An 18,138-nucleotide genomic window follows, 5' to 3' on the forward strand; every position below is an offset into this window, starting at 1 on the left:
ATGGGACGTACCGCCGGCCGTGCCGCCGGAGGCCCCGATGCGCAACTCCATATCCGTGCTCCGCTTCGCTCCGACCCTGGCGGCCGCCGCCGTGCTCCCGGCCGCGCTCGCGGCGCCCTCGGCCGCGGTCTCCGGCATCTCCGTCAGCACCACGGGATCCAGCGTCTCCGTGGTCACCAGCGCGTGCACCCAGATCAACGGCAGCTGGGGCACCGCGGCCCTGCTCACCAGCAGCCAGGCGAACTTCGCGCAGGGCCGGCAGGTGGCGCTGTCGGGCACCACGATCAGCCAGTCCGCGGCCTGGTCCAAGGTGAGTCCGGGGACGTACACCGTGGTGGTGGTCTGCTCCAGCGGCAGCACGGCGGGCAGCCAGTCGGTGATCGTGTCCGCCGGGTCCGCGCCGACGCTCGCGGCGACCTCCAGGCCGGGGACGACCACGACGACGACCCGGCCGGCGCCGAACCGGGGGGTGAACGGCGGACTCGGCGGCGCCGCCCGCGACTACGGCCCGCTGACGCTCGGGGCCGGCGCGGCGCTGGTGAGCGCGGGAGTCGTCACGGCCGGCTGGTATCTGCGCCGCCGTACGAAGCCGTACCGGCGCTGAGGGCGGCTCAGCCTTCTGCGGAACGGGGGGCGGACCCGCCCGGCCCGGCCGCGGGCGGCTCGGCTTCCGGCAACCCGGATTCCGGCAGTCGCGCCAGCTCCGCGAGGGCGTGGGCGAGCCACCGGGTCCAGAAGGTCTCCAGGTCGATGCCCGCCCGCAGCACCAGGTGCCGCAGCCGGTCCTCGGGGGCGTCCCGGTCCGGCGGGAAGTCGCGCCGCTCGATCTCCTCGTACTCGGCCAACTGCCGCTCATGCGACGCCAGATGGCGGCGCAGATCCGCCTCGATGCCGGCCGTGCCGACCACCGCGGCGGCGCGCAGCCGCAGCAGCAGCGGGTCCCGCGGCGGCTTGGGGTCCTGGCCGGCGGCGGCCCAGCGGGCCAGCTCGGCGCGGCCCGCGGGCAGGACCTCGTAACTCTTCTTCTGCCCGCGGGAGGGCTGCGCGGCCGGCAGCGCCCGGATGAGCCCCTCGCCCTCCAGCTTCCCCAGCTCGCGGTAGATCTGCTGGTGCGTCGCGGACCAGAAGTAGCCGATCGACTTGTCGAACCGGCGCGTCAGCTCCAGCCCCGACGACGGCTTTTCCAGCAGGGCGGTGAGGATCGCGTGCGGGAGTGACATGGGCCCATCCTAGGGACGCCCGGTACGGGTCCTACAGCGCCGCCGCCACCTCGGTGCCCTGCTTGATGGCACGCTTGGCGTCCAGCTCGGCCGCCACGTCCGCGCCGCCGATCAGATGGGCGCTGCGCCCGGCGGCGACCAGCGCGTCGTACAGGTCGCGGCGCGGCTCCTGACCGGTGCACAGGACGACGGTGTCGACCTCCAGCACCGTGCTCTCCCCGCCGACGGTGATGTGCAGTCCCGCGTCGTCGATGCGGTCGTAGCGCACGCCCGGAACCATGGTGACGCCGCGGTGCTTCAGCTCGGTGCGGTGGATCCAGCCGGTGGTCTTGCCGAGCCCGGCGCCGACCTTGGTGGTCTTGCGCTGGAGCAGGTGCACCTGGCGGGGCGGGCGTGGGCGGCTCGGCTCGGTGAGGCCGCCGGGCGCGGTGTACTCCATGTCGACACCCCAGTTGCGGAAGTAGGTCCGCGGATCCTCGCTCGCCTTGTCGCCGGCGTCGGTGAGGAACTCGGCGACGTCGAAGCCGATGCCGCCGGCGCCCAGGACGGCGACGCGCTCGCCCACGGGGGCGCCGTCGCGCAGCACGTCCAGGTAGCCGAGCACGCGGGGGTGGTCGACGCCGGGGATGTCGGGGGTGCGGGGGGTGACGCCGGTGGCGACGACCACCTCGTCATAGCCGGCCAGGTCCGCGGCGCTCACCCGGATGCCGAGCCGTACGTCGACCCCGTGGGCGTCGAGCTGGTGGCGGAAGTAGCGCAGCGTCTCGTCGAACTCCTGCTTGCCGGGGACCTTGCGGGCGACGTTGAGCTGTCCGCCGATTTCGCTCGCGGCGTCGAACAGGGTGACCTGGTGGCCGCGTTCGGCGGCGCCGGCGGCGCAGGCGAGGCCGGCGGGTCCGGCGCCGACCACGGCGACGCGCTTCTTCGTGCGGGTCGGGGCGAGCACCAGCTCGGTCTCGTGGCAGGCGCGCGGGTTGACCAGGCAGGAGGTGAGCTTGCCGCCGAAGGTGTGGTCCAGGCACGCCTGGTTGCAGCCGATGCAGGTGTTGATGGCCTCGGGGGTGCCGGCGGCGGCCTTGGCGACGAAGTCGGGGTCGGCGAGCATGGGCCGGGCCATGGAGACCATGTCGGCGTAGCCGCCGGCCAGCAACTCCTCGGCCAGTTCGGGGGTGTTGATGCGGTTGGTGGTCACCAGCGGGATCGCCACCTCGCCCATCAGCTTCTTGGTGACCCAGGTGTAGGCGCCGCGCGGCACGGAGGTGGCGATGGTGGGGATGCGGGCCTCGTGCCAGCCGATGCCGGTGTTGATGATCGTGGCGCCCGCGGCCTCGACGGCCCTGGCGAGGGTGACCACCTCGGCGTGCGAGGAGCCGCCGGGGACGAGGTCCAGCATGGACAGCCGGTAGACGATGATGAAGTCCGCGCCGACGGCCTCGCGGACCCGGCGCACGATCTCGACCGGGAAGCGCATCCGGTTCTCGTAGGAGCCGCCCCAGCGGTCGGTGCGGTGGTTGGTGCGGGCGGCGATGAACTCGTTGATCAGGTAGCCCTCGGAGCCCATGATCTCGACGCCGTCGTATCCGGCGTGCCGGGCGAGGCGGGCAGCGCGCACATAGTCCTCGACGGTCCGCTCGACGTCGGCGTCGGACAGCTCGCGGGGCACGAAGGGGTTGATCGGCGCCTGGACGGGGCTCGGGGCGACGAGGCCGCGGTGGTAGGCGTACCGCCCGAAGTGCAGGATCTGCATCGCGATACGGCCGCCCGCGCCGTGCACGGCCTCGGTGACGATCCGGTGCCGCTCGGCCTCCGCCTCGGTGGTGAGCATGGCCCCGCCCTCGAAGGACCGGCCCTCCTCGTTCGGCGCGATGCCCCCGGTGACGATGAGCCCGACGCCGCCGCGCGCACGGGCGGCGTAGAAGGCCGCCATCCGCTCGAACCCCCGCTCGGCCTCCTCCAGGCCCACGTGCATGGACCCCATGAGCACCCGGTTGGGCAACGTGGTGAACCCCAGGTCCAGCGGGGTCAGCAAGTGGGGGTAACGGCTCATGTCAGGCCCTCCGTGCGCAGATGCGTTCGCCTCTTGTTGTAGAGCACGCGAACCCTTTTGTGCAACAAGTTGCAGAACATGTGCCCGGCACCACTGCCGCCCGCGCCTCCAGGACGGGTGGCCAGCCCCGTGCAACGGCCCGGCCGGACGGGGCGCCCGGTGCCGGAGCCGCGCGGGCCCCGGCACCGGGCGCCGAGCACGCCCCGCCGCGCCGTTCAGCCGGGCGTGCAACATCGGGCCTGTTTCAACAATGTTCACGGCTCCGCCTCCTTTCCGGCCCGGCCCCGCGTTGGTGCACTGGTCGGACCCCGCGCTTCTTCCGCGCCTCCCCCGGCACGAGCTGCCGCCTCGGGCGACGGCGCATCCCCGACGAGGACCCGTCAGGTCCTGTCACCAGGAGGTCGAAACAGGTGAGTTCGGACAGCGAGTGTTGTCGGTGGCCGCGCGGCGCGGTGGCCCCGGACGCCCCACTCGGGCAGCGGACGCGGGACGGGCGGCACACGAGCCGCCGACATGACGGCGCGGCCCCCGCCACACCGGTCTCCTCCCCCGCGCCTAAGGCACGGGGCCGCGTCTCCCGGAGCACTCGCCAGACGGCGGACCGCTTCCGCTCCGCACCCGCCCTTCCGGCTCTCCCTCCAGCCGTCCGCGAAGACAGCCGGGCCGGCATCTGGAGCAGGGAGCGCGTCGAGCGGACACTGTTCGCCCAGTGGAAGCGCGGCGGTGGCGGCCTCCCGCCTCCGGAGACCGCCGTACTCGCCCACGCCCTGGTGCTGCGGCGGGCCGGCCTCGACCACTACGACCCACTGGCACAACACGTCCTGGCACAGGCCGAGGGACCGGTGCGCTGCCCGGTGTCCCTCGCCCGCGTCGCGCGGCTGGCGCTGCCACCGGGCACGACCGTGGCCCTTCTCGGTGAGCCCCACGCCGGGACGGTGACGCACGTTGTCGTCTGCCTGGCCCCCGAGGACCCCTACCCGGCTCCCTGGTACGTCGTGGCCTGCGAGCCCCTGGGGGTCTGCCGGGCCCACGGCGCTGACGAGATCGAACCGGCCGGCCCCGAGCGGTAGTCCGGGGCCCGCGCCAACCGGTGGGAGGCGCCCGCGTGAGCCGGTCCCCCGGCCCCGCCGGCGCCCCCCGATCCACCAGACCACCCGACCCCCTGCGCGGAAAGGCGATGCGATTATGCGGGTGTCCGGTCTCGGCCCGAAAGCCGAACACCACATCCTCGAACTCGGCTTCAACCCCCGCCCGACAGCGACGGGCTGCTGGCGGCTCGCCTCCGCCCCCGGCGGTGCGGGACCGCTCACCGTCGAGCCCGCCGGAGCCCCGCACACCGGCAAAGCGATCAGCGACAGCGTGCCCGGTGCGTCCCACGAGGAGACCGCCCAGGCCGCGTGCGGGCTGATGCACCTGTACGGGCTGCGCGAGGGCGAGGGCCCGCGCAGGCTCGGTCTGGATCACACCGCCGTCGTGCGCGCCGTGGTGACCGGCCAGGGAGTGCTCGCCGGTCTGTTCGCCCGCACCCGTGGTCTGAACACGGAGCGCGTCCGCGTGGACCCGACCGCGGCGCTGCTGCTCACGCTGGGGCACTACCTCGCGATCGCCGGGGCCGCCCCCGGCACCTACGCACCCCGCGCGATCGGCACGCATCCCCCGGAGCACACCGGTCACCCGGACGGCGCGGACCGCTCGGCTCTGCCGCCCCGCCCCGACGCGGGGCTACCGCCGCCCTTCCGCACCCGCGACGGGCGCTGGGTGGAGATCGAGACCTTCCGCGCCCACCGCTGGGGAGCGCTGTGGCAGCGGCTGGGCGCGGACGGCGTCGCGATCGGCCGGGCGTGGCGCGAGCACGCGGCCCGCCAGTGGACGGCCCGGTGCACGATGCCGGAGGCGTTGCACCGGGCGGTCACGGCCCACTCGCTCGCCGAACTGCGGGACGCCGCCCACGCGTGCGAGGTGGCCCTGGTCGAGTTGCAGCCACCGGACCGCTACCGGCCCTGCGCGCGCCCCTGGACGAGCCGGACCGGCCCCGCAGCCGTACGGGAACCGGCCCGGACGTCCCTCCCCTACGACCTGCCGCTGTCCGGACTGACCGTGGTGGAATGCACCCGGTTCCTCCAAGGCCCCTACGCGGGCCGGGTCCTGGCCATGCTCGGAGCCCGCGTCGTGCTGGTCGAGATGCCCGACGGCGACCCCGCGCGGGGAATCGAGCCGGTGGTCGACGGGTGTTTCGCGGGCTTTGGCGCGCTGCACCGGGGCAAGCACCCCGTCCGCCTGGACGTCACCACACCCGCGGGGCGCGGCGCGCTGCGCGAACTGCTCGACACGGCCGATGTCTTCCTGCACAACTGGCCCGTCGGCCGGGCCGAACGCCTGGGCCTGGAACCGGAGACCCTCTGGCGCACCCACCCTCGGCTGGTCTGCGCCCATGCCTCCGGCTGGGCCCCCTTCCGGGGTCCCCTTCTGCCCCCGGTCGCCAGCGACTGGTCCGCGCAGGCCCACTCCGGGCTCGCTTATGCCCAGCGCCCCGACGACGAGCCACCGGCCTGCAGCGTGGCGACGCTGCTGGACACGCTGGGCGGACTGGTGTGTGCCGAGGCGGTCCTGGCCGCCCTGCTGCTCCGCGAGACGACCGGTGTGCCCACCGCCGTGGAGACCTCGCTGCTGTCCGCCGCCCGGCTCCTGCTGAACGGGGCGAAGCGCCCACCAGCCGGGCCCCTCTTTCACCCGCTGCCCACCGGGGAGGGGCATCTCGCCCTGGTCGACACCCCTCGGGCCCGGTCCGCCCTCGGTCTGCCACCGGACGCCGACCGGCAGGCGTTCGTACGCGCCCTCGCCGGGGACTCGGCGGCGAACTGGGAGAAAACCCTCAACGCCTCAGGCGCCCCGTGCGGCCGGGTTCGCTCGATCCACGACATCCTCACCGACCCCGCCCTCGCGAGCCTTCTGATGTACGACGGCGGCGTCCACGTCACCCCTCCGTGGGAGTTCTCATGACATCCCTTCCCTCCGCGCCGGGCACCACCGACTGGGCCGCCGAGCGGTACCAGACCCTCGCCGCCCGCCTGCAGCCCATCAGCGAGGCGCTGTGCGCCGCGGCCGGGCCGCGCGCCGGCGAGCGGGTCCTCGACGTCGCCTGCGCCACCGGAAACGCGGCGCTGGCGGCGGCGAGGCGCGGCTGCGCGGTGACCGCCGTCGATCTCGACCCGCAGATGGTGGCCCTGGCGCGCCACCGCTCCACCACCGAGCACCTCCCCATCGAGGTGTGCGTGGGCGACGCGCAGCGCCTCCCCTTCCCCGACCGGTCCTTCGACGCCGTCCTGTCCGCCTACGGGGCCATGTTCGCGCCGGACGCGGGCGCCACCGCCTGCGAGCTGGTCCGGGTCTGCCGCCCCAGCGGCCGCATCGCCCTCGCCAACTGGTCTCCCGGCAGTGTCATCGACGAGGTGTTCGCCGTCCTTCACCGCCACCTCCCCGCAAGCCCCGACCTGACGCGGGCGGTCGGCACCTGGGGCACGGCGGGGAAGCTGCGGTCGCTCTTTCCCACCGCACGCGTGACCACCGCCGCCCGCCACCTCGATCTGCGCAGCACGTCCTGTGAAGCCTGGAGCGAGACGTTCCTGCGCTGCTTCGGCCCTGCGGCACCGGACCCCGCCGACGCCTCCGGCACGGCGACCGCGCTGCGTACGGGGCTCCTGCGCGCCTTCGGCAACCGCACCTTTCCGGACGGGCCGGGGGTCCGCATCCGGCACGCCTACCTGGAGGCCGTCATCACCCCCCTGCGGTAGGGGCCGGACCCGGATGGCTCCCCACTCCTGGCCGAGGTGTCACCTGCTCGCCACCTGCCATGGGCACCGGCCCGGGGAGCGAAGGAGGCGGTGACGGCTACGGAGCACGGTTCCTTGCAGGACGGCCTCGCCGATGGCCTGCCGGCCTGGCGCAGTACGCCCCGGCCGGTGCGGGACCGGTCGGGGCGTCGTCGTAGCGGTGTCGTGTCGTCGTGGCGGTGGCGCCTCGGGTCAGCGGCTTTCCAGGCGCAGGTGCAGATCGCGCTCCTGGTCGCCGGAGGCCGCGCTGGTCTCCTCGACGGTGAACATGGAGTCCAGGGTGTGGCGGAAGCGGTCCACGGCCCAGTAGCCGCCCTGGACGTCCGCCTGGACGGACGAGCGGAGGTGGACCGGCGGACAGCCCTTGCGCTCGGTGTCCGCGACCTCGTAACTGCCGAGCCACACCATCGGGCGGGTCTCGTGGAGCTGCTGGGGCACCTCGTCCTCGCCCCGGTCGGACGCGAAGCACGTATTGAGCGCCTCGAAGACGAGACGCGCGTCGTCCTTGGAGCATCCGCTGATCTCCACCATGACGGTTTCCGGATGCGACTGGTCCTCGTGCGCCATTGATCGCTCCTTTCCTGGCCGCGCTGCGCTGCCCGGAGTACCCCGCCGCACCGCGTCCATCCCCCCGCCCAGCAAAACACCGCCCCCCGTCACCCGCACGCGCTGCGCGGGATCAGCCGAGGGTGAACTTGTACGTCTTGCTGTCGGTGAGCACGCAGACGCCCGGCGAGACCACGATCACCCGCAGGGTGCCGCTGCGCCGGTCGTAGTCGATGCCCTCCACCTCGAAGGTGCCGGAGCACGCGCTGCGCAGCGGCAACTGGCGCAGGGCCGTGACATGGCCGGTGACGTCCGCGGAGCCGTCCGGCGGGGCCGACAGGTCGATCTGGAGCAGCGGCTTGGTGATGCCGAACAGGCTCCCGTCGGAGTCGTCGGAGGAGCAGAGCAGGGTGGTGGGGCCGGAGAAGTCGCAGCCCTGCACATCGCTGACGGCGTGGTCCAGGTGCACCGTGGCGGCCAGCGGGAGGTTCGCCGAGGGCGAGGTGCCGCGGTTCTCGCCCGGCGTCGGGAAGACCAGCAGCCGGTTCATCGTGCCCCACTCGCCGGACAGCATCCACTGCCCGTCGGGCGTGATCGCATCCCAGGAGTTGTTCAGCGCCTCGCCGGGGCTGAGCTGGTGCACGTACTCCGACCAGGAGCCGTCGGGCGCCTGCACGCGGTACATCTTCGCCCCGCCGGAGTCCTCCTGGTAGGGCTCGACGTAGTAGCCCTCGTACGACGCGTCGGGATCGCCGACGTGGTTCCAGCCCCGCAGGGAGTCGCTCAGCGGGATGGTGCCGATGCCGGTGTAGCGGTTGGGGCTGCCCGCCGGGACCTCGATCGAGGCCAGCCCCTGGCTCTCGGTCAGCGGGTCGGCGCGGTCCGAGCCGGTCTCGTTCCAGGTGCCGGCCGCGGCGGCGGACGACGGCACGGCGAGGGACAGGGCGGCGGCGAGGGCGACGAGCGCGGCGAGGGCTCCATTGCGGCGTAACCGGGCGGACGCGGGCATGACCATCTCCTCGAACGGGCGGTGGGGACACTCGAACGGCGCACAGTCTGGCGTGGCGCGATCGGTCATGTACAGGCCAATGCAGCAACATGGGCATGAACTCTCCCGGCGCCCCCGGCCGCGCGGTACGGTCCCGCGAGCGGTCCCGGTGCCCCGGCCGGCGTCGCTCGGGCGGACGCCCGCCGCCGGGTTGAGAGATGGTGGAGGTTGACGGCGACGGCGGCGGAGAGTCGGATGTGAGCGCGACAGGACGTGGGGAACCGGCACGGGGGACGGCGTGCCGTCCGGACGGGCGAAGGCGGTGCGTGGCATGAGTGCAGCCGGGGCTGCGGCGACGGAGGGCGGCGAGCCGGCCCGCGGTCCCGTGCCGCCGGGCGGCCTCCTCGACGTGCTCGCGGTGGCCTCGGTGGTCCTGGACACCGAGGGCCGGATCGTGCTGTGGAGCCCCCAGGCCGAGGAACTGTTCGGCTACACGGCGGCGGAGGCGCTCGGCCAGCACGCCGCCCGGCTGATGGTGAACGAGCGGCACATGCAACTGGTCGGCAAACTCTTCGCCGACGTCATGGCCACCGGGCAGAGCTGGGCCGGCGGCTTTCCGATCCGGCACAAGGACGGCACCACCCGTCTGGTGGAGTTCCGCAACATGCGGCTGCTGGACGCCCGCGGCGAGGTGTACGCCCTCGGTCTCGCCGCCGACCGCTCGACCGTGCGGCGCCTCGAACAGGACGTGGCGCTGTCCGAGCGGATGGTGAAGCAGTCCCCGGCCGGTCTCGCCGTGCTCGACACGGAGCTGCGGTTCGTGTCGGTCAACCCCGCCCTGGAGCGGATCAACGGGCGGCCGGCCGCCGAGCATCTGGGTCACCGCATGGCCGAGGTGCTGCCCGGACTGGACGTCGCCGGCATGGAGGCCGGCGCCCGCCGGGTGCTGGAGACGGGCGCGCCGCTGATCGACCACACCCTCGTCGGCCGTACGCCCGCCGACCCGGACGCGGACCACACCTGGGCGGTCTCGCTGTACCGGCTGGACGACGCGGCGGGCCATGTGCTGGGCGTGGCGTGCTCGGTGGCCGACATCACCGAGCAGCACCGGGCCGCCGTGGAGGCGGAGGTGGCGCGGCGCCGGCTCGCGGTGATCGCCGACGCCGGGAAGCGGATCGGTACGACCCTCGAACTGGACCGTACGACCTGGGAGTTGGCCGAGGTCGCGGTGCCCGAGCTGGCCGATGTGGCCGCCGTGGACCTGCTGGAGGCGGTGGTGGAGGGCCGGCCCAGCACCCTCGGCCCGGCGGACCCGGCGGTGCTCCGGGCCCTGGCGCTGCGCCCGGAGGACGGCTCGGACGCCGTACGGGCCGCGGACACGCCCGGCGAGATCGCCCGGTACGCGCCGGACCGGCTGGTCACCGAGTGCGTGCGCACGGGCGAGGCGGTGCTGGTGCCGCGGGTGAAGGACGAGGACCTGCCGCGCATCGCCCGCTCCCCGGAGGCGGCCGTGCTGCTGGGGCGGGCGGGGCTGCACTCGTACCTCGCGGTGCCGCTCATCGCGCGCGGCGAGGTGCTGGGCGCGCTCGACCTCAAACGGACCGTCAACACGCGGCCGTTCGACGCGGACGACGTGCTGCTCGCGCGGGAGCTGGCGGCACGCGCGGCGGTGCAGATCGACAACGCCCGCTGGTACCAGAACGCCCGCAACACCGCGCTCACCCTCCAGCGCAGCCTGCTGCCGAGCGAGCCGCCGGTGACCACCGGGCTCCAGGTGGCCTCGCGCTACCAGCCGGCGGGTGCCACCAGCGAGGTCGGCGGGGACTGGTTCGACGTCATCCCGCTGGAGGGCGGGCGGACCGCGCTGGTGGTCGGCGATGTCATGGGCAGCGGGATCGGGGCGGCGGCGACGATGGGCCGGCTGCGCACCGCGACCGCCACGCTCACCGCGCTCGGCCTGGACCCCGCGGTGCTTCTGGCGCACCTGGACAAGACCACCTCGGCCCTGGACCACTCCATCGCGACCTGCGTCTACGCCGTCCACGACCCGCGGCTGCGGCAGTGCCGCATCGCCAACGCCGGGCATCTGCCCCCGGCCCGCGTCCGCCCCGGCCACCCCCCGGAACTCCTCGACCTGCCCACCGGCGTCCCGCTCGGCGTCGGCGGTGTCTCCTTCTCCACCGTCACCGTGGACTTCGCCCCCGGCGACGAACTGGTCCTCTACACCGACGGCCTGGTGGAGACCCGCCACCACACCCTGGACGAACGCCTGGACGTCATGCTGTCCCTGCTGACCGACCCCACCCGGCCGCTGGAGGAGACCTGCGACCACCTCCTGCGCACGCTCCACCATCCGGACAACCACGACGACGTGGCGCTGCTCATCGCACGGGCGAAGGAGTGCTGATGGCCAATCAGGAGGCTGTGGTGTCCGGGGGGTAAGTCCCGTACGAGGCCGCGGTGTTCCCGGCGTCAGCCCCGTTCCCCGATGACCACATGCGCCGACCACTCCCCCGAGACCGCCACGCGTGCGCTCAGGCCCGCCTCGGTGAAGGCGGCGAGCGCGGCGGGGGCCTGGCGTTCGCTGGTCTCGGACAGCAGCCGGCCGCCGGGGGCGAGCCAGCCGGGGGCCCCGGCGGCGACGCGGCGCAGGACGGCGAGGCCGTCGGGGCCGCCGTCGAGGGCGGTGGGCGGCTCGTGGTCGCGGGCCTCGGCGGGGAGCAGCGGGAGGTCGGGGGTGGGGACGTAGGGCACGTTGGCCGTCAGGAGATCGACCCGGCCGCGCAGGGCGGTGGGCAGGGCGTCGTAGAGGTCGCCCCGGTGGGCGTGGCCGCCGTGGGGGGCGAGGTTGCGGCTCGCGCAGCGGACGGCGGCCGGGTCGATGTCGGCGGCGTGCACCCGCGCCCCGTCCAGCGCGGCGGCGAGGGCCGCGCCGAGCGCGCCGGAGCCGCAGCACAGGTCCACCACGACGGACGCGTCCGGTACTTCGGCCAGCGCCTGGTCCACCAGGAACTCGGTACGGCGGCGGGGCACGAACACGCCGGGCTCGACGGCGATGCGCAGCCCGTGGAAGTGGGCCCAGCCGAGGACGTGTTCGAGCGGCAGCCCGGCGGTGCGCCGGTCCACCATGGCGGCGAGTTCGGCGGCGTCACGGGCGGTGCCGAGTATCAACTCGGCCTCGTCCTCGGCGAACACGCACCCGGCGGCACGCAGCGCGCGGACGACGGCCGCGGGGGAAAGGGAGGGATGAGAGGAGCGAGGGGGCATGGATGACGGATGCCTTTCGGGAGCGCGAGACCACAGGGCGCTCCCGCGGTCACCGCTGCCGGTGCACCGCGCCGTCACGAGGGGGGAGCACCCCGGCTGACACAGCGGATATGGGTCCCACCTCCTCGCACTCGGGGCCGCGGACCTGCGCGACCGGACGGTCACCATACCCCACCGGGCCCGGCCGGGTTCGGCCCCCTGACGTCGCGAGTTGTACTCTGCAACCGGAATCCGGAGCACCGGGAAGCACCGCAGGAGGGAGGTCCCGTGCGCCCAGCCGAGTCGGCCGTCGAGGCGATCCAGCGCGAGATGACGGTCTTCGCCCGCCGGGCCCGCGCCTCGGCGGGCCGGATGCACCCCGAGCTGTCCCTGGTGTCGTACACCCTGCTCGGCCACCTGGAGGAGAGCGGCGGCTGCCGGGCCACCGATCTCGCGGCGCACTACGCCCTGGACAAGTCCACGGTGAGCCGCCAGGTGGCCGCGCTGGAGCGCGCGGGCCTGATCGAGCGCCGCCCGGACCCGGCGGACCAGCGGGTCCAGGTGCTCCAGCTGACCGGTGCCGGGCAGGAGATCCTCGCCCAGGTCACCCGGCGCCGCCGGGCCGCCTTCCAGGAACGGCTCGCGGACTGGGCCGACGACGACCTGGTGCGCTTCGCGGCCTATCTGGAGCGCTACAACGCGAGCGCCGGCGGCATCGGCACCGACTGAACTCCCCCGCGGCGGGGCGGGCGGCGGTCACCCCACCGGCACCGCGGCCCGCCCGTCCACCAGCGGCTCCGGCACCCGCGCCGCCAGGAAGGACGTGGTCCGGCGCAGCCGGAAGCCGAGGGACTCGTAGAGCCGGATGGCGTTGGTGTTCTTGGCGCCGGTGTGCAGAAACGGCGTGTCGCCACGCTCCCGGATGCCGTGCGCGACGGCACGGACCAGCCGGCCGGCCAGGCCCTGTCCGCGCACACCGGCGTCGGTGCACACCGCGCTGATCTCGGTCCAGCCCGGCGGACGCAGCCGCTCCCCCGCCATCGCGACCAGCGCGCCCTCGCGGCGGATGCCGAGGTAGGTGCCCATCTCGACGGTGCGCGGCAGGAACGGCCCCGGCTTGGTGCGCGCCACCAGGTCCAGCATCTCGGGCACGTCGGCCGGGCCGAGCCGGACCGCCTCCGCGTCCGGCGCCGCGGCCAGGCCGTCGTCCACGAGCTGGACGCCGTCCACGTGAAAGGTGATCTCCCAGTCCGCGGGGACCTGTCCGCAGTAGCCGAACAGCGGGATCTCGGCGCCGGGTCCGGCCAGCGCGGCGAGGTCGGCCCAGTCCCGCGCCTCCGGTTCGTCGGGCAGCGCCAGCCACGGTGAGACGTCGACCGGGTAGCGCAGCACCCGGCCGCGCCGCTCGGCGAAGTGGGCGTGCGGGCCGGTGAGGGAGGCGTGGGCGGGGTTGTCGAGGACGTGCCGGACATCGGAGGGGGCCGGCGGGGCGTCCGCGGGGAGCGGGACGTCCGGGTGGGGCCGGGGGCCGACGACGCTCACGCGGCCACCTCGATCACCGTGCCGGAGCCGTACGCCTTGCGCATTCTCATCCCTCGCTTCTCTCGTGCCGGTGACCGGCGCGCCATGGCCGGTACCGATCGCCAAGGCGCGGCCCGCGGCCGGTATTCCCGCACCCCGGCAGTGTTCATACGCCCGCAACGATCGGGCCCCGCGTCCGGGCACCGGGCCGGTGACCAGGCACGGAACACCCGCCGGGACAGCGTACGGTTGAAGCATGAACGTCACGCGAGGCTTCACGGGCCGCGCGCGCGAGCACCATCCGGGGCTGCCGCCCGGCCAGTACGACGCGCGCGAGGACTGGCCGGTCCTGTCCGCCGAGGTCACCCCCGACCTCGCACCCGCCGACTGGACCTTCCGGATCGACGGACTGGTCGAACGGCCGTACACCTGGGACTGGGACGCGGCGCACGCGCTGCCCGCGTCGGCGTACGAGGGCGACATCCACTGCGTCACCGGGTGGTCGAAGTTCGGGGTGCGGTTCGGCGGGGTCTCGCTCGACGCCTTCCTCGACGTGGTGCGGCCCGCCCCGGCCGCCACCCACGCGCTCGCCCGCTCCCACACCGGCTACACCGCGAACCTGCCGCTGGCCGACCTCACCGGCGGCCGGGCCTGGATCGTCTGGGAGTACGGCGGCGAGCCGCTGCCGGCCGAGCACGGCGGCCCGGCGCGCCTGGTGGTGCCCCACCTGTACTTCTGGAAGAGCGCCAAGTGGATCGCGGGCATCACGCTTCTCGACCACGACGAGCCGGGCTTCTGGGAGAGCAACGGCTACCACGCGCGCGGCAACCCCTGGCAGGAGCAGCGGTACTCCGGTGACTGAGACGACGACCACGCCCGGCGGCGCGCCCCGGTTCGCGGTGCCCGGCCGGATCGCCGTGAGCGAGCGGGCCGAGTCGACATGGCAGACGGCCACCCTGACGGAGATCCGCCACGAGACCCCGCACGCGGCCACCTTCCGGCTCGCGGTGCCCGCCTGGCCGGGGCACCTGCCCGGCCAGCACCTGATGCTGCGGCTGACCGCCGAGGACGGCTACACGGCGCAGCGCCACTACTCGATCGCCTCCGCGCCCGACGACAGCGGACACATCGAGCTGACCCTGGACCGGGTGCCGGGCGGCGAGGTCTCCGGCTGGTTCCACACGGTGGCCAGGCCCGGTGACACGATCGAGGTGCGCGGCCCGCTCAGCGGCTTCTTCGCCTGGCCGGGGGACCGGCCCGCGCTGCTGCTCGGCGCCGGCTCCGGGGTCGTACCGCTGATGTCGATGGTCCGGCACCACCGGGCGCGCGGCCTGCGCGTGCCACTGCGGATGCTGGTGTCGGCGCGCAGCCCCGAGGAGCTGATCTACGCGGCCGAGCTGGGCGCGAAGACCACCCCGGTGTTCACGCGCGGCGCCCCCGCGGGGGTGCCGGTGGGCCGGGTGACGGCCGCGCATCTGGCGCCGCTGCTGGCCGAGCGGCCGCCGGGCGGGTGGGAGGCGTACGTGTGCGGCTCCAACGGGTTCGCCGAGCACGTCTCCCGGCTGCTGGTGCGCGCCGGTCAGCCGGCCGACCGGATCCGCGTCGAACGCTTCGGCTGAGCCGCGCCGCCGACACGTTCGCGGGACATATGGCTCGAATGTGCCTCAAGTGGGCCTGAACTCGCGGTTCACCGGGTGGGCCGGGTGCGCCGTACGGGGTACGAGACGGGTGTGGACGCTCGTGCGCGCACCGGAGCGGGTGGCGGCGCGGGCGGGCGGCCGGTCGGCTTCGGCGAGGAGGCGGACATGCGGAACCGGGTGCGGGTGCGTGGCTGGCGCTGGCGGAGCAATCCGCTGCGGCGCCGCTGCGATGTCGTCGAGGCGTGGGCGGCGCTGGTCGTCGCCGTGCTGCTGTTCGTGGTGGCGCCGCTGGTCGGGGCGGCCGCGGGCCTGTACGCCCAGGACCGGGGCGCGGCGGCCGCGGCGCCGCAGCGGGCCGCGCGCCATCAGGTGCGGGCCACGGTGGTCGGCGACCCGTCCGCCGTCCGGGCCGGGCGCGGGCATCCGCACCGCGCCGCGGTCCGCTGGACCGAGCCCGGCCGGACACCCAGGACCGCCATGGCGCGGGTGCCGGCCGGGACCCCGGCGGGCGGGACGGTCTCCGTGTGGGTCGACTCGCGGGGCCGGGTCGTCACCGCACCGGCGTCCGGCACGGCGGTCCTCCAGCACGCGGTGACCGTCGGGGTGTGCGCGGCGGCCTGTGCCGGGGGCCTGGTGTTCCTCGGGCACACCGTCGCCCGCCGGGTCGCGCTGCGCCACCGGCTCGCCGAGTGGGAGCGGGAGTGGGCCCGCACCGGGCCGCGGTGGACCCAGCCGAGGAGGTGAACGAGCCCGCCGCCATGGCCGGCCGGGGCGCCGTCCTCGTACGGTGGGCTCCGCGTTCTCCCGGCGAAGGCGGCGGCCGATGGCCCTGTTCGACCTGCCCCTGTCCGAACTCCGCGCCTACCGTGGCGAGTCCGCCGCCCCCGACGACTTCGACGCCTTCTGGGCCGCCACCCTGAGCGAGGCACGCGCACACGAACTGGACGTCCGTTTCGAGCCGGTGGAGTCCGGACTGGCCACGGTCGAGGTGTACGACGTGACGTTCGCGGGGTTCGGCGGGCACCCGGTCAAGGGCTGGCTGCGGCTGCCCGCGGGCGCCACCGAACCCCTGCCGCTCGTCGTGCAGTTCATCGGGTACGGCGGCGGGCGGGGGCTGGCGCACGAGGATCTGCTGTGGGCGTCGACGGGCCGGGCGCACTTCGTGATGGACACCCGAGGGCAGGGCAGCGGCTGGGGCGGCGGGGGCGGCACCGCGGACCCGGTGGGCTCGGGGCCCGCCCACCCCGGCTTCCTCACCCGTGGCATCGACGCGCCCGAGAACCACTACTACCGGCGGGTGTTCACGGACGCGGTGCGGGCGGTCGAGGCGGCCCGCGCCCATCCGCTGGCCGACGCGGCGCGCACGGTGGCGCTCGGCCACAGCCAGGGCGGCGGCATCACCCTCGCCGTCGGCGCGCTGGTGACGGACCTGGCCGCGGTGGCGCCGGACGTGCCGTTCCTGTGCGACTTCCCGCGCGCGATCACGCTGACCGACCGCCACCCCTACCGCGAGGTCGGCCTGTTCCTGAAGACCCACCGGGGGCGGGCGCCGGGGGTGCTGCGCACCCTCTCCTACTTCGACGGGGTGCACTTCGCGGCCCGCGGCCGGATGCCGGCCCTGTTCTCGACGGGGCTGGAGGACGAGACCTGCCCGCCGTCGACGGTGTTCGCGGCGTTCAACTCCTGGGCGCACCCGGACAAGACGATCGAGGTGTACGAGTTCAACGACCACGAGGGCGGCGGGCCCTTCCGCGACGCGGTGAAGATGCGCTGGCTGCGCTCGTACGCCTGAGACCGCCTCTTCCTCGAACCCCGACCGGTCGGTATGTTCGGGGTGCCCGGTCCGGGGCCGACACGGGCCGGGCCTTCCCGCGACCACGGAGGGCCCATGTCCGCCACGCACGACACCCGGCAGTCCCCGCCGCCACCGGAGGCCGCCGGGGGTGTCCACGGCTTCTGCGACCCCCGGTTCACGGCCGTGCGCGAGGCGTTCGAGAAGAACTTCCGTACGCGGTGCGAGCTGGGTGCGGCGGTGGCGGTCACCCTCGGCGGGCGGACCGTGGTGGACCTGTGGGGCGGCTGGGCGGACGCGGCCCGCACCCGGACCTGGGAGCGGGACACGCTGGTGAACGTGTGGTCGACCACCAAGGGCCCGGTGGCGCTGTGCGCGCATCTGCTCGCCGACCGGGGGCTGCTCGACCTGGACGCGCCGGTGGCCCGGTACTGGCCCGAGTTCGCGGCGGGTGGCAAGGGGAAGGTGCTGGTGCGGCATCTGCTGTCGCACCGCGCGGGGCTGTGCGGGCTGCGCGAGCCGCAGGGCCTGCGGGACCTGTACGACTGGGAGCTGACCACCGCGCGGCTCGCGGCCATGGAGCCCTGGTGGGAGCCGGGCACCCGGTCCGGGTACCACGCGCTGACGTACGGCTTCCTGGTCGGCGAGGTCGTCCGGCGGATCACCGGGCTGAAGCCGGGGGCCTTCCTGGAGCGCGAGGTGACCGGGCCGCTCGGCATCGACTTCGGCGTGGGACTGCCGGTCAGGGAGTACGGGCGGGCCGCCGAACTGACCCGTACCCCGGCCGCCCCGGACGGCGAACCCGCACCCGCCTTCGGGAACCTGACCCAGGTCATGCTGGCGGCGATGGCCAACCCGGTGATCGGTCCGGCGCAGGCGAACTCGCCCGAGTGGCGGGCGGCCCAGGTCCCGGCGGCCAACGGGCACGGCACCGCGCGGGCGGTCGCGGCGCTGTACGGCGTCTTCGCCGGGCGCGGCTCCTTCGGCGGGCGGCGGATCCTGACGCCCGCGGCGGCCGAGCGGGCGCGCGAGGGGCAGGGCGCCTGTGTCGATCTGGTGCTCGGCGCGGGGCTCGGGGGCGAGAGCGAGGCCGGGCTCGGCCTGTGGCTGAGCGGGCCGCGGGGCGCGTACGGGCCCAATCCGCGGGCGTTCGGCCATGACGGCTTCGGCGGTTCGTGCGGGCTCGCCGATCCGGAGGCCGGGGTGTCGCTGGGCTACGTGATGAACCGGATGGGCCCGCGCATCATGGACGACCCCCGGAAGATGGCCCTGATCGACGCCCTGTACAGCGCCCTGTGATCAGCGGAC

Annotated in this window: 17 protein-coding genes; 11 read left to right on the forward strand and 6 right to left on the reverse strand. The window is 74.7% G+C overall.

All coding sequences use genetic code 11. The features are described from left to right. Positions 1-37 precede the first annotated feature (37 nt). Complete coding sequence (locus AC069R_RS17625) at positions 38-604, forward strand: hypothetical protein (RefSeq protein ID WP_478767682.1); 567 nt, start codon at positions 38-40, stop codon at positions 602-604. A gap of 7 nt (positions 605-611) precedes the next feature. On the opposite strand, the gene AC069R_RS17630 is transcribed toward AC069R_RS17625, so the two are convergent. Next, a complete protein-coding gene (locus tag AC069R_RS17630) occupies positions 612-1,220 on the reverse strand; it encodes a PadR family transcriptional regulator (protein WP_478767683.1) in 609 nt (202 codons plus the stop codon). A gap of 31 nt (positions 1,221-1,251) precedes the next feature. After that, positions 1,252-3,267 carry an NADPH-dependent 2,4-dienoyl-CoA reductase gene (locus AC069R_RS17635; RefSeq protein ID WP_478767684.1) on the reverse strand — a complete coding sequence of 672 codons (2,016 nt, stop codon included), beginning with the start codon at positions 3,265-3,267 and terminating at the stop codon, positions 1,252-1,254. A 410-nt stretch (positions 3,268-3,677) separates the two neighbouring features. Between AC069R_RS17635 and AC069R_RS17640 the strand changes: the two genes are divergently transcribed. From AC069R_RS17640 to AC069R_RS17650, 3 genes are all read left to right on the forward strand, one after another. Further along, positions 3,678-4,337 (forward strand): hypothetical protein, encoded by a 660-nt coding sequence (locus AC069R_RS17640; protein ID WP_478767685.1) that lies wholly within the window; start codon positions 3,678-3,680, stop codon positions 4,335-4,337. Positions 4,338-4,458: 121 nt separating this feature from the next. After that, positions 4,459-6,267, forward strand: a complete 1,809-nt coding sequence (locus AC069R_RS17645; RefSeq protein WP_478767686.1) for a CoA transferase — start codon at positions 4,459-4,461, stop codon at positions 6,265-6,267. Then, positions 6,264-7,058: a class I SAM-dependent methyltransferase gene (locus tag AC069R_RS17650; protein ID WP_478767687.1), complete on the forward strand. Its 795-nt coding sequence runs from the start codon at positions 6,264-6,266 to the stop codon at positions 7,056-7,058. The genes AC069R_RS17645 and AC069R_RS17650 overlap by 4 nt, the downstream gene beginning before the upstream one ends. A 231-nt stretch (positions 7,059-7,289) precedes the next feature. Here the strand turns inward: AC069R_RS17650 and AC069R_RS17655 are convergent, their stop codons facing one another. Both AC069R_RS17655 and AC069R_RS17660 read right to left on the reverse strand, forming a co-directional pair. Further along, positions 7,290-7,664 carry a hypothetical protein gene (locus tag AC069R_RS17655; RefSeq protein ID WP_478767688.1) on the reverse strand — a complete coding sequence of 125 codons (375 nt, stop codon included), beginning with the start codon at positions 7,662-7,664 and terminating at the stop codon, positions 7,290-7,292. A gap of 112 nt (positions 7,665-7,776) precedes the next feature. After that, positions 7,777-8,652: a hypothetical protein gene (locus tag AC069R_RS17660; protein ID WP_478767689.1), complete on the reverse strand. Its 876-nt coding sequence runs from the start codon at positions 8,650-8,652 to the stop codon at positions 7,777-7,779. Positions 8,653-8,962: 310 nt separating this feature from the next. Here AC069R_RS17660 and AC069R_RS17665 point away from each other — a divergent pair, with 310 nt between their 5' ends. Then, on the forward strand, positions 8,963-11,038 hold the full coding sequence (locus tag AC069R_RS17665; RefSeq protein ID WP_478767690.1) for a SpoIIE family protein phosphatase: 2,076 nt from the start codon (positions 8,963-8,965) through the stop codon (positions 11,036-11,038). A gap of 65 nt (positions 11,039-11,103) precedes the next feature. On the opposite strand, the gene AC069R_RS17670 is transcribed toward AC069R_RS17665, so the two are convergent. Next, positions 11,104-11,898, reverse strand: coding sequence for a putative protein N(5)-glutamine methyltransferase (locus AC069R_RS17670; protein ID WP_478767691.1), 795 nt, complete (start codon positions 11,896-11,898; stop codon positions 11,104-11,106). A 309-nt stretch (positions 11,899-12,207) separates the two neighbouring features. Here AC069R_RS17670 and AC069R_RS17675 point away from each other — a divergent pair, with 309 nt between their 5' ends. Then, entirely contained in the window at positions 12,208-12,606 is a 399-nt protein-coding gene (locus AC069R_RS17675) for a MarR family winged helix-turn-helix transcriptional regulator (protein ID WP_478767727.1), read from the forward strand. Between the two features lie 27 nt (positions 12,607-12,633). Here AC069R_RS17675 and AC069R_RS17680 read toward each other — a convergent pair whose 3' ends face one another. Next, the gene (locus AC069R_RS17680) at positions 12,634-13,419 is read right to left on the reverse strand and encodes a GNAT family N-acetyltransferase (protein ID WP_478767692.1); all 786 of its coding nucleotides are present in this window, start codon (positions 13,417-13,419) and stop codon (positions 12,634-12,636) included. A 235-nt stretch (positions 13,420-13,654) separates the two neighbouring features. On the opposite strand from AC069R_RS17680, the gene AC069R_RS17685 reads away from it, so the two are divergent. The 5 genes from AC069R_RS17685 (at position 13,655) to AC069R_RS17705 (ending at position 18,129) form a co-directional block, all read left to right on the forward strand. Then, positions 13,655-14,260, forward strand: coding sequence for a sulfite oxidase-like oxidoreductase (locus tag AC069R_RS17685; protein WP_478767693.1), 606 nt, complete (start codon positions 13,655-13,657; stop codon positions 14,258-14,260). Continuing rightward, positions 14,253-15,017, forward strand: a complete 765-nt coding sequence (locus tag AC069R_RS17690) for a ferredoxin reductase (protein WP_478767694.1) — start codon at positions 14,253-14,255, stop codon at positions 15,015-15,017. Before AC069R_RS17685 ends, AC069R_RS17690 begins: the two co-directional genes overlap by 8 nt. Positions 15,018-15,128: 111 nt before the next feature. Further along, positions 15,129-15,782, forward strand: coding sequence for an Rv1733c family protein (locus tag AC069R_RS17695; protein ID WP_478767695.1), 654 nt, complete (start codon positions 15,129-15,131; stop codon positions 15,780-15,782). Positions 15,783-15,861: 79 nt separating this feature from the next. Then, complete coding sequence (locus tag AC069R_RS17700; protein ID WP_478767696.1) at positions 15,862-16,830, forward strand: acetylxylan esterase; 969 nt, start codon at positions 15,862-15,864, stop codon at positions 16,828-16,830. A gap of 96 nt (positions 16,831-16,926) precedes the next feature. Then, the gene (locus AC069R_RS17705; RefSeq protein ID WP_478767697.1) at positions 16,927-18,129 is read left to right on the forward strand and encodes a serine hydrolase domain-containing protein; all 1,203 of its coding nucleotides are present in this window, start codon (positions 16,927-16,929) and stop codon (positions 18,127-18,129) included. The last annotated feature ends 9 nt before the right edge of the window (positions 18,130-18,138 follow it).

Source organism: Streptomyces sp. NPDC043952, assembly GCF_056435325.1.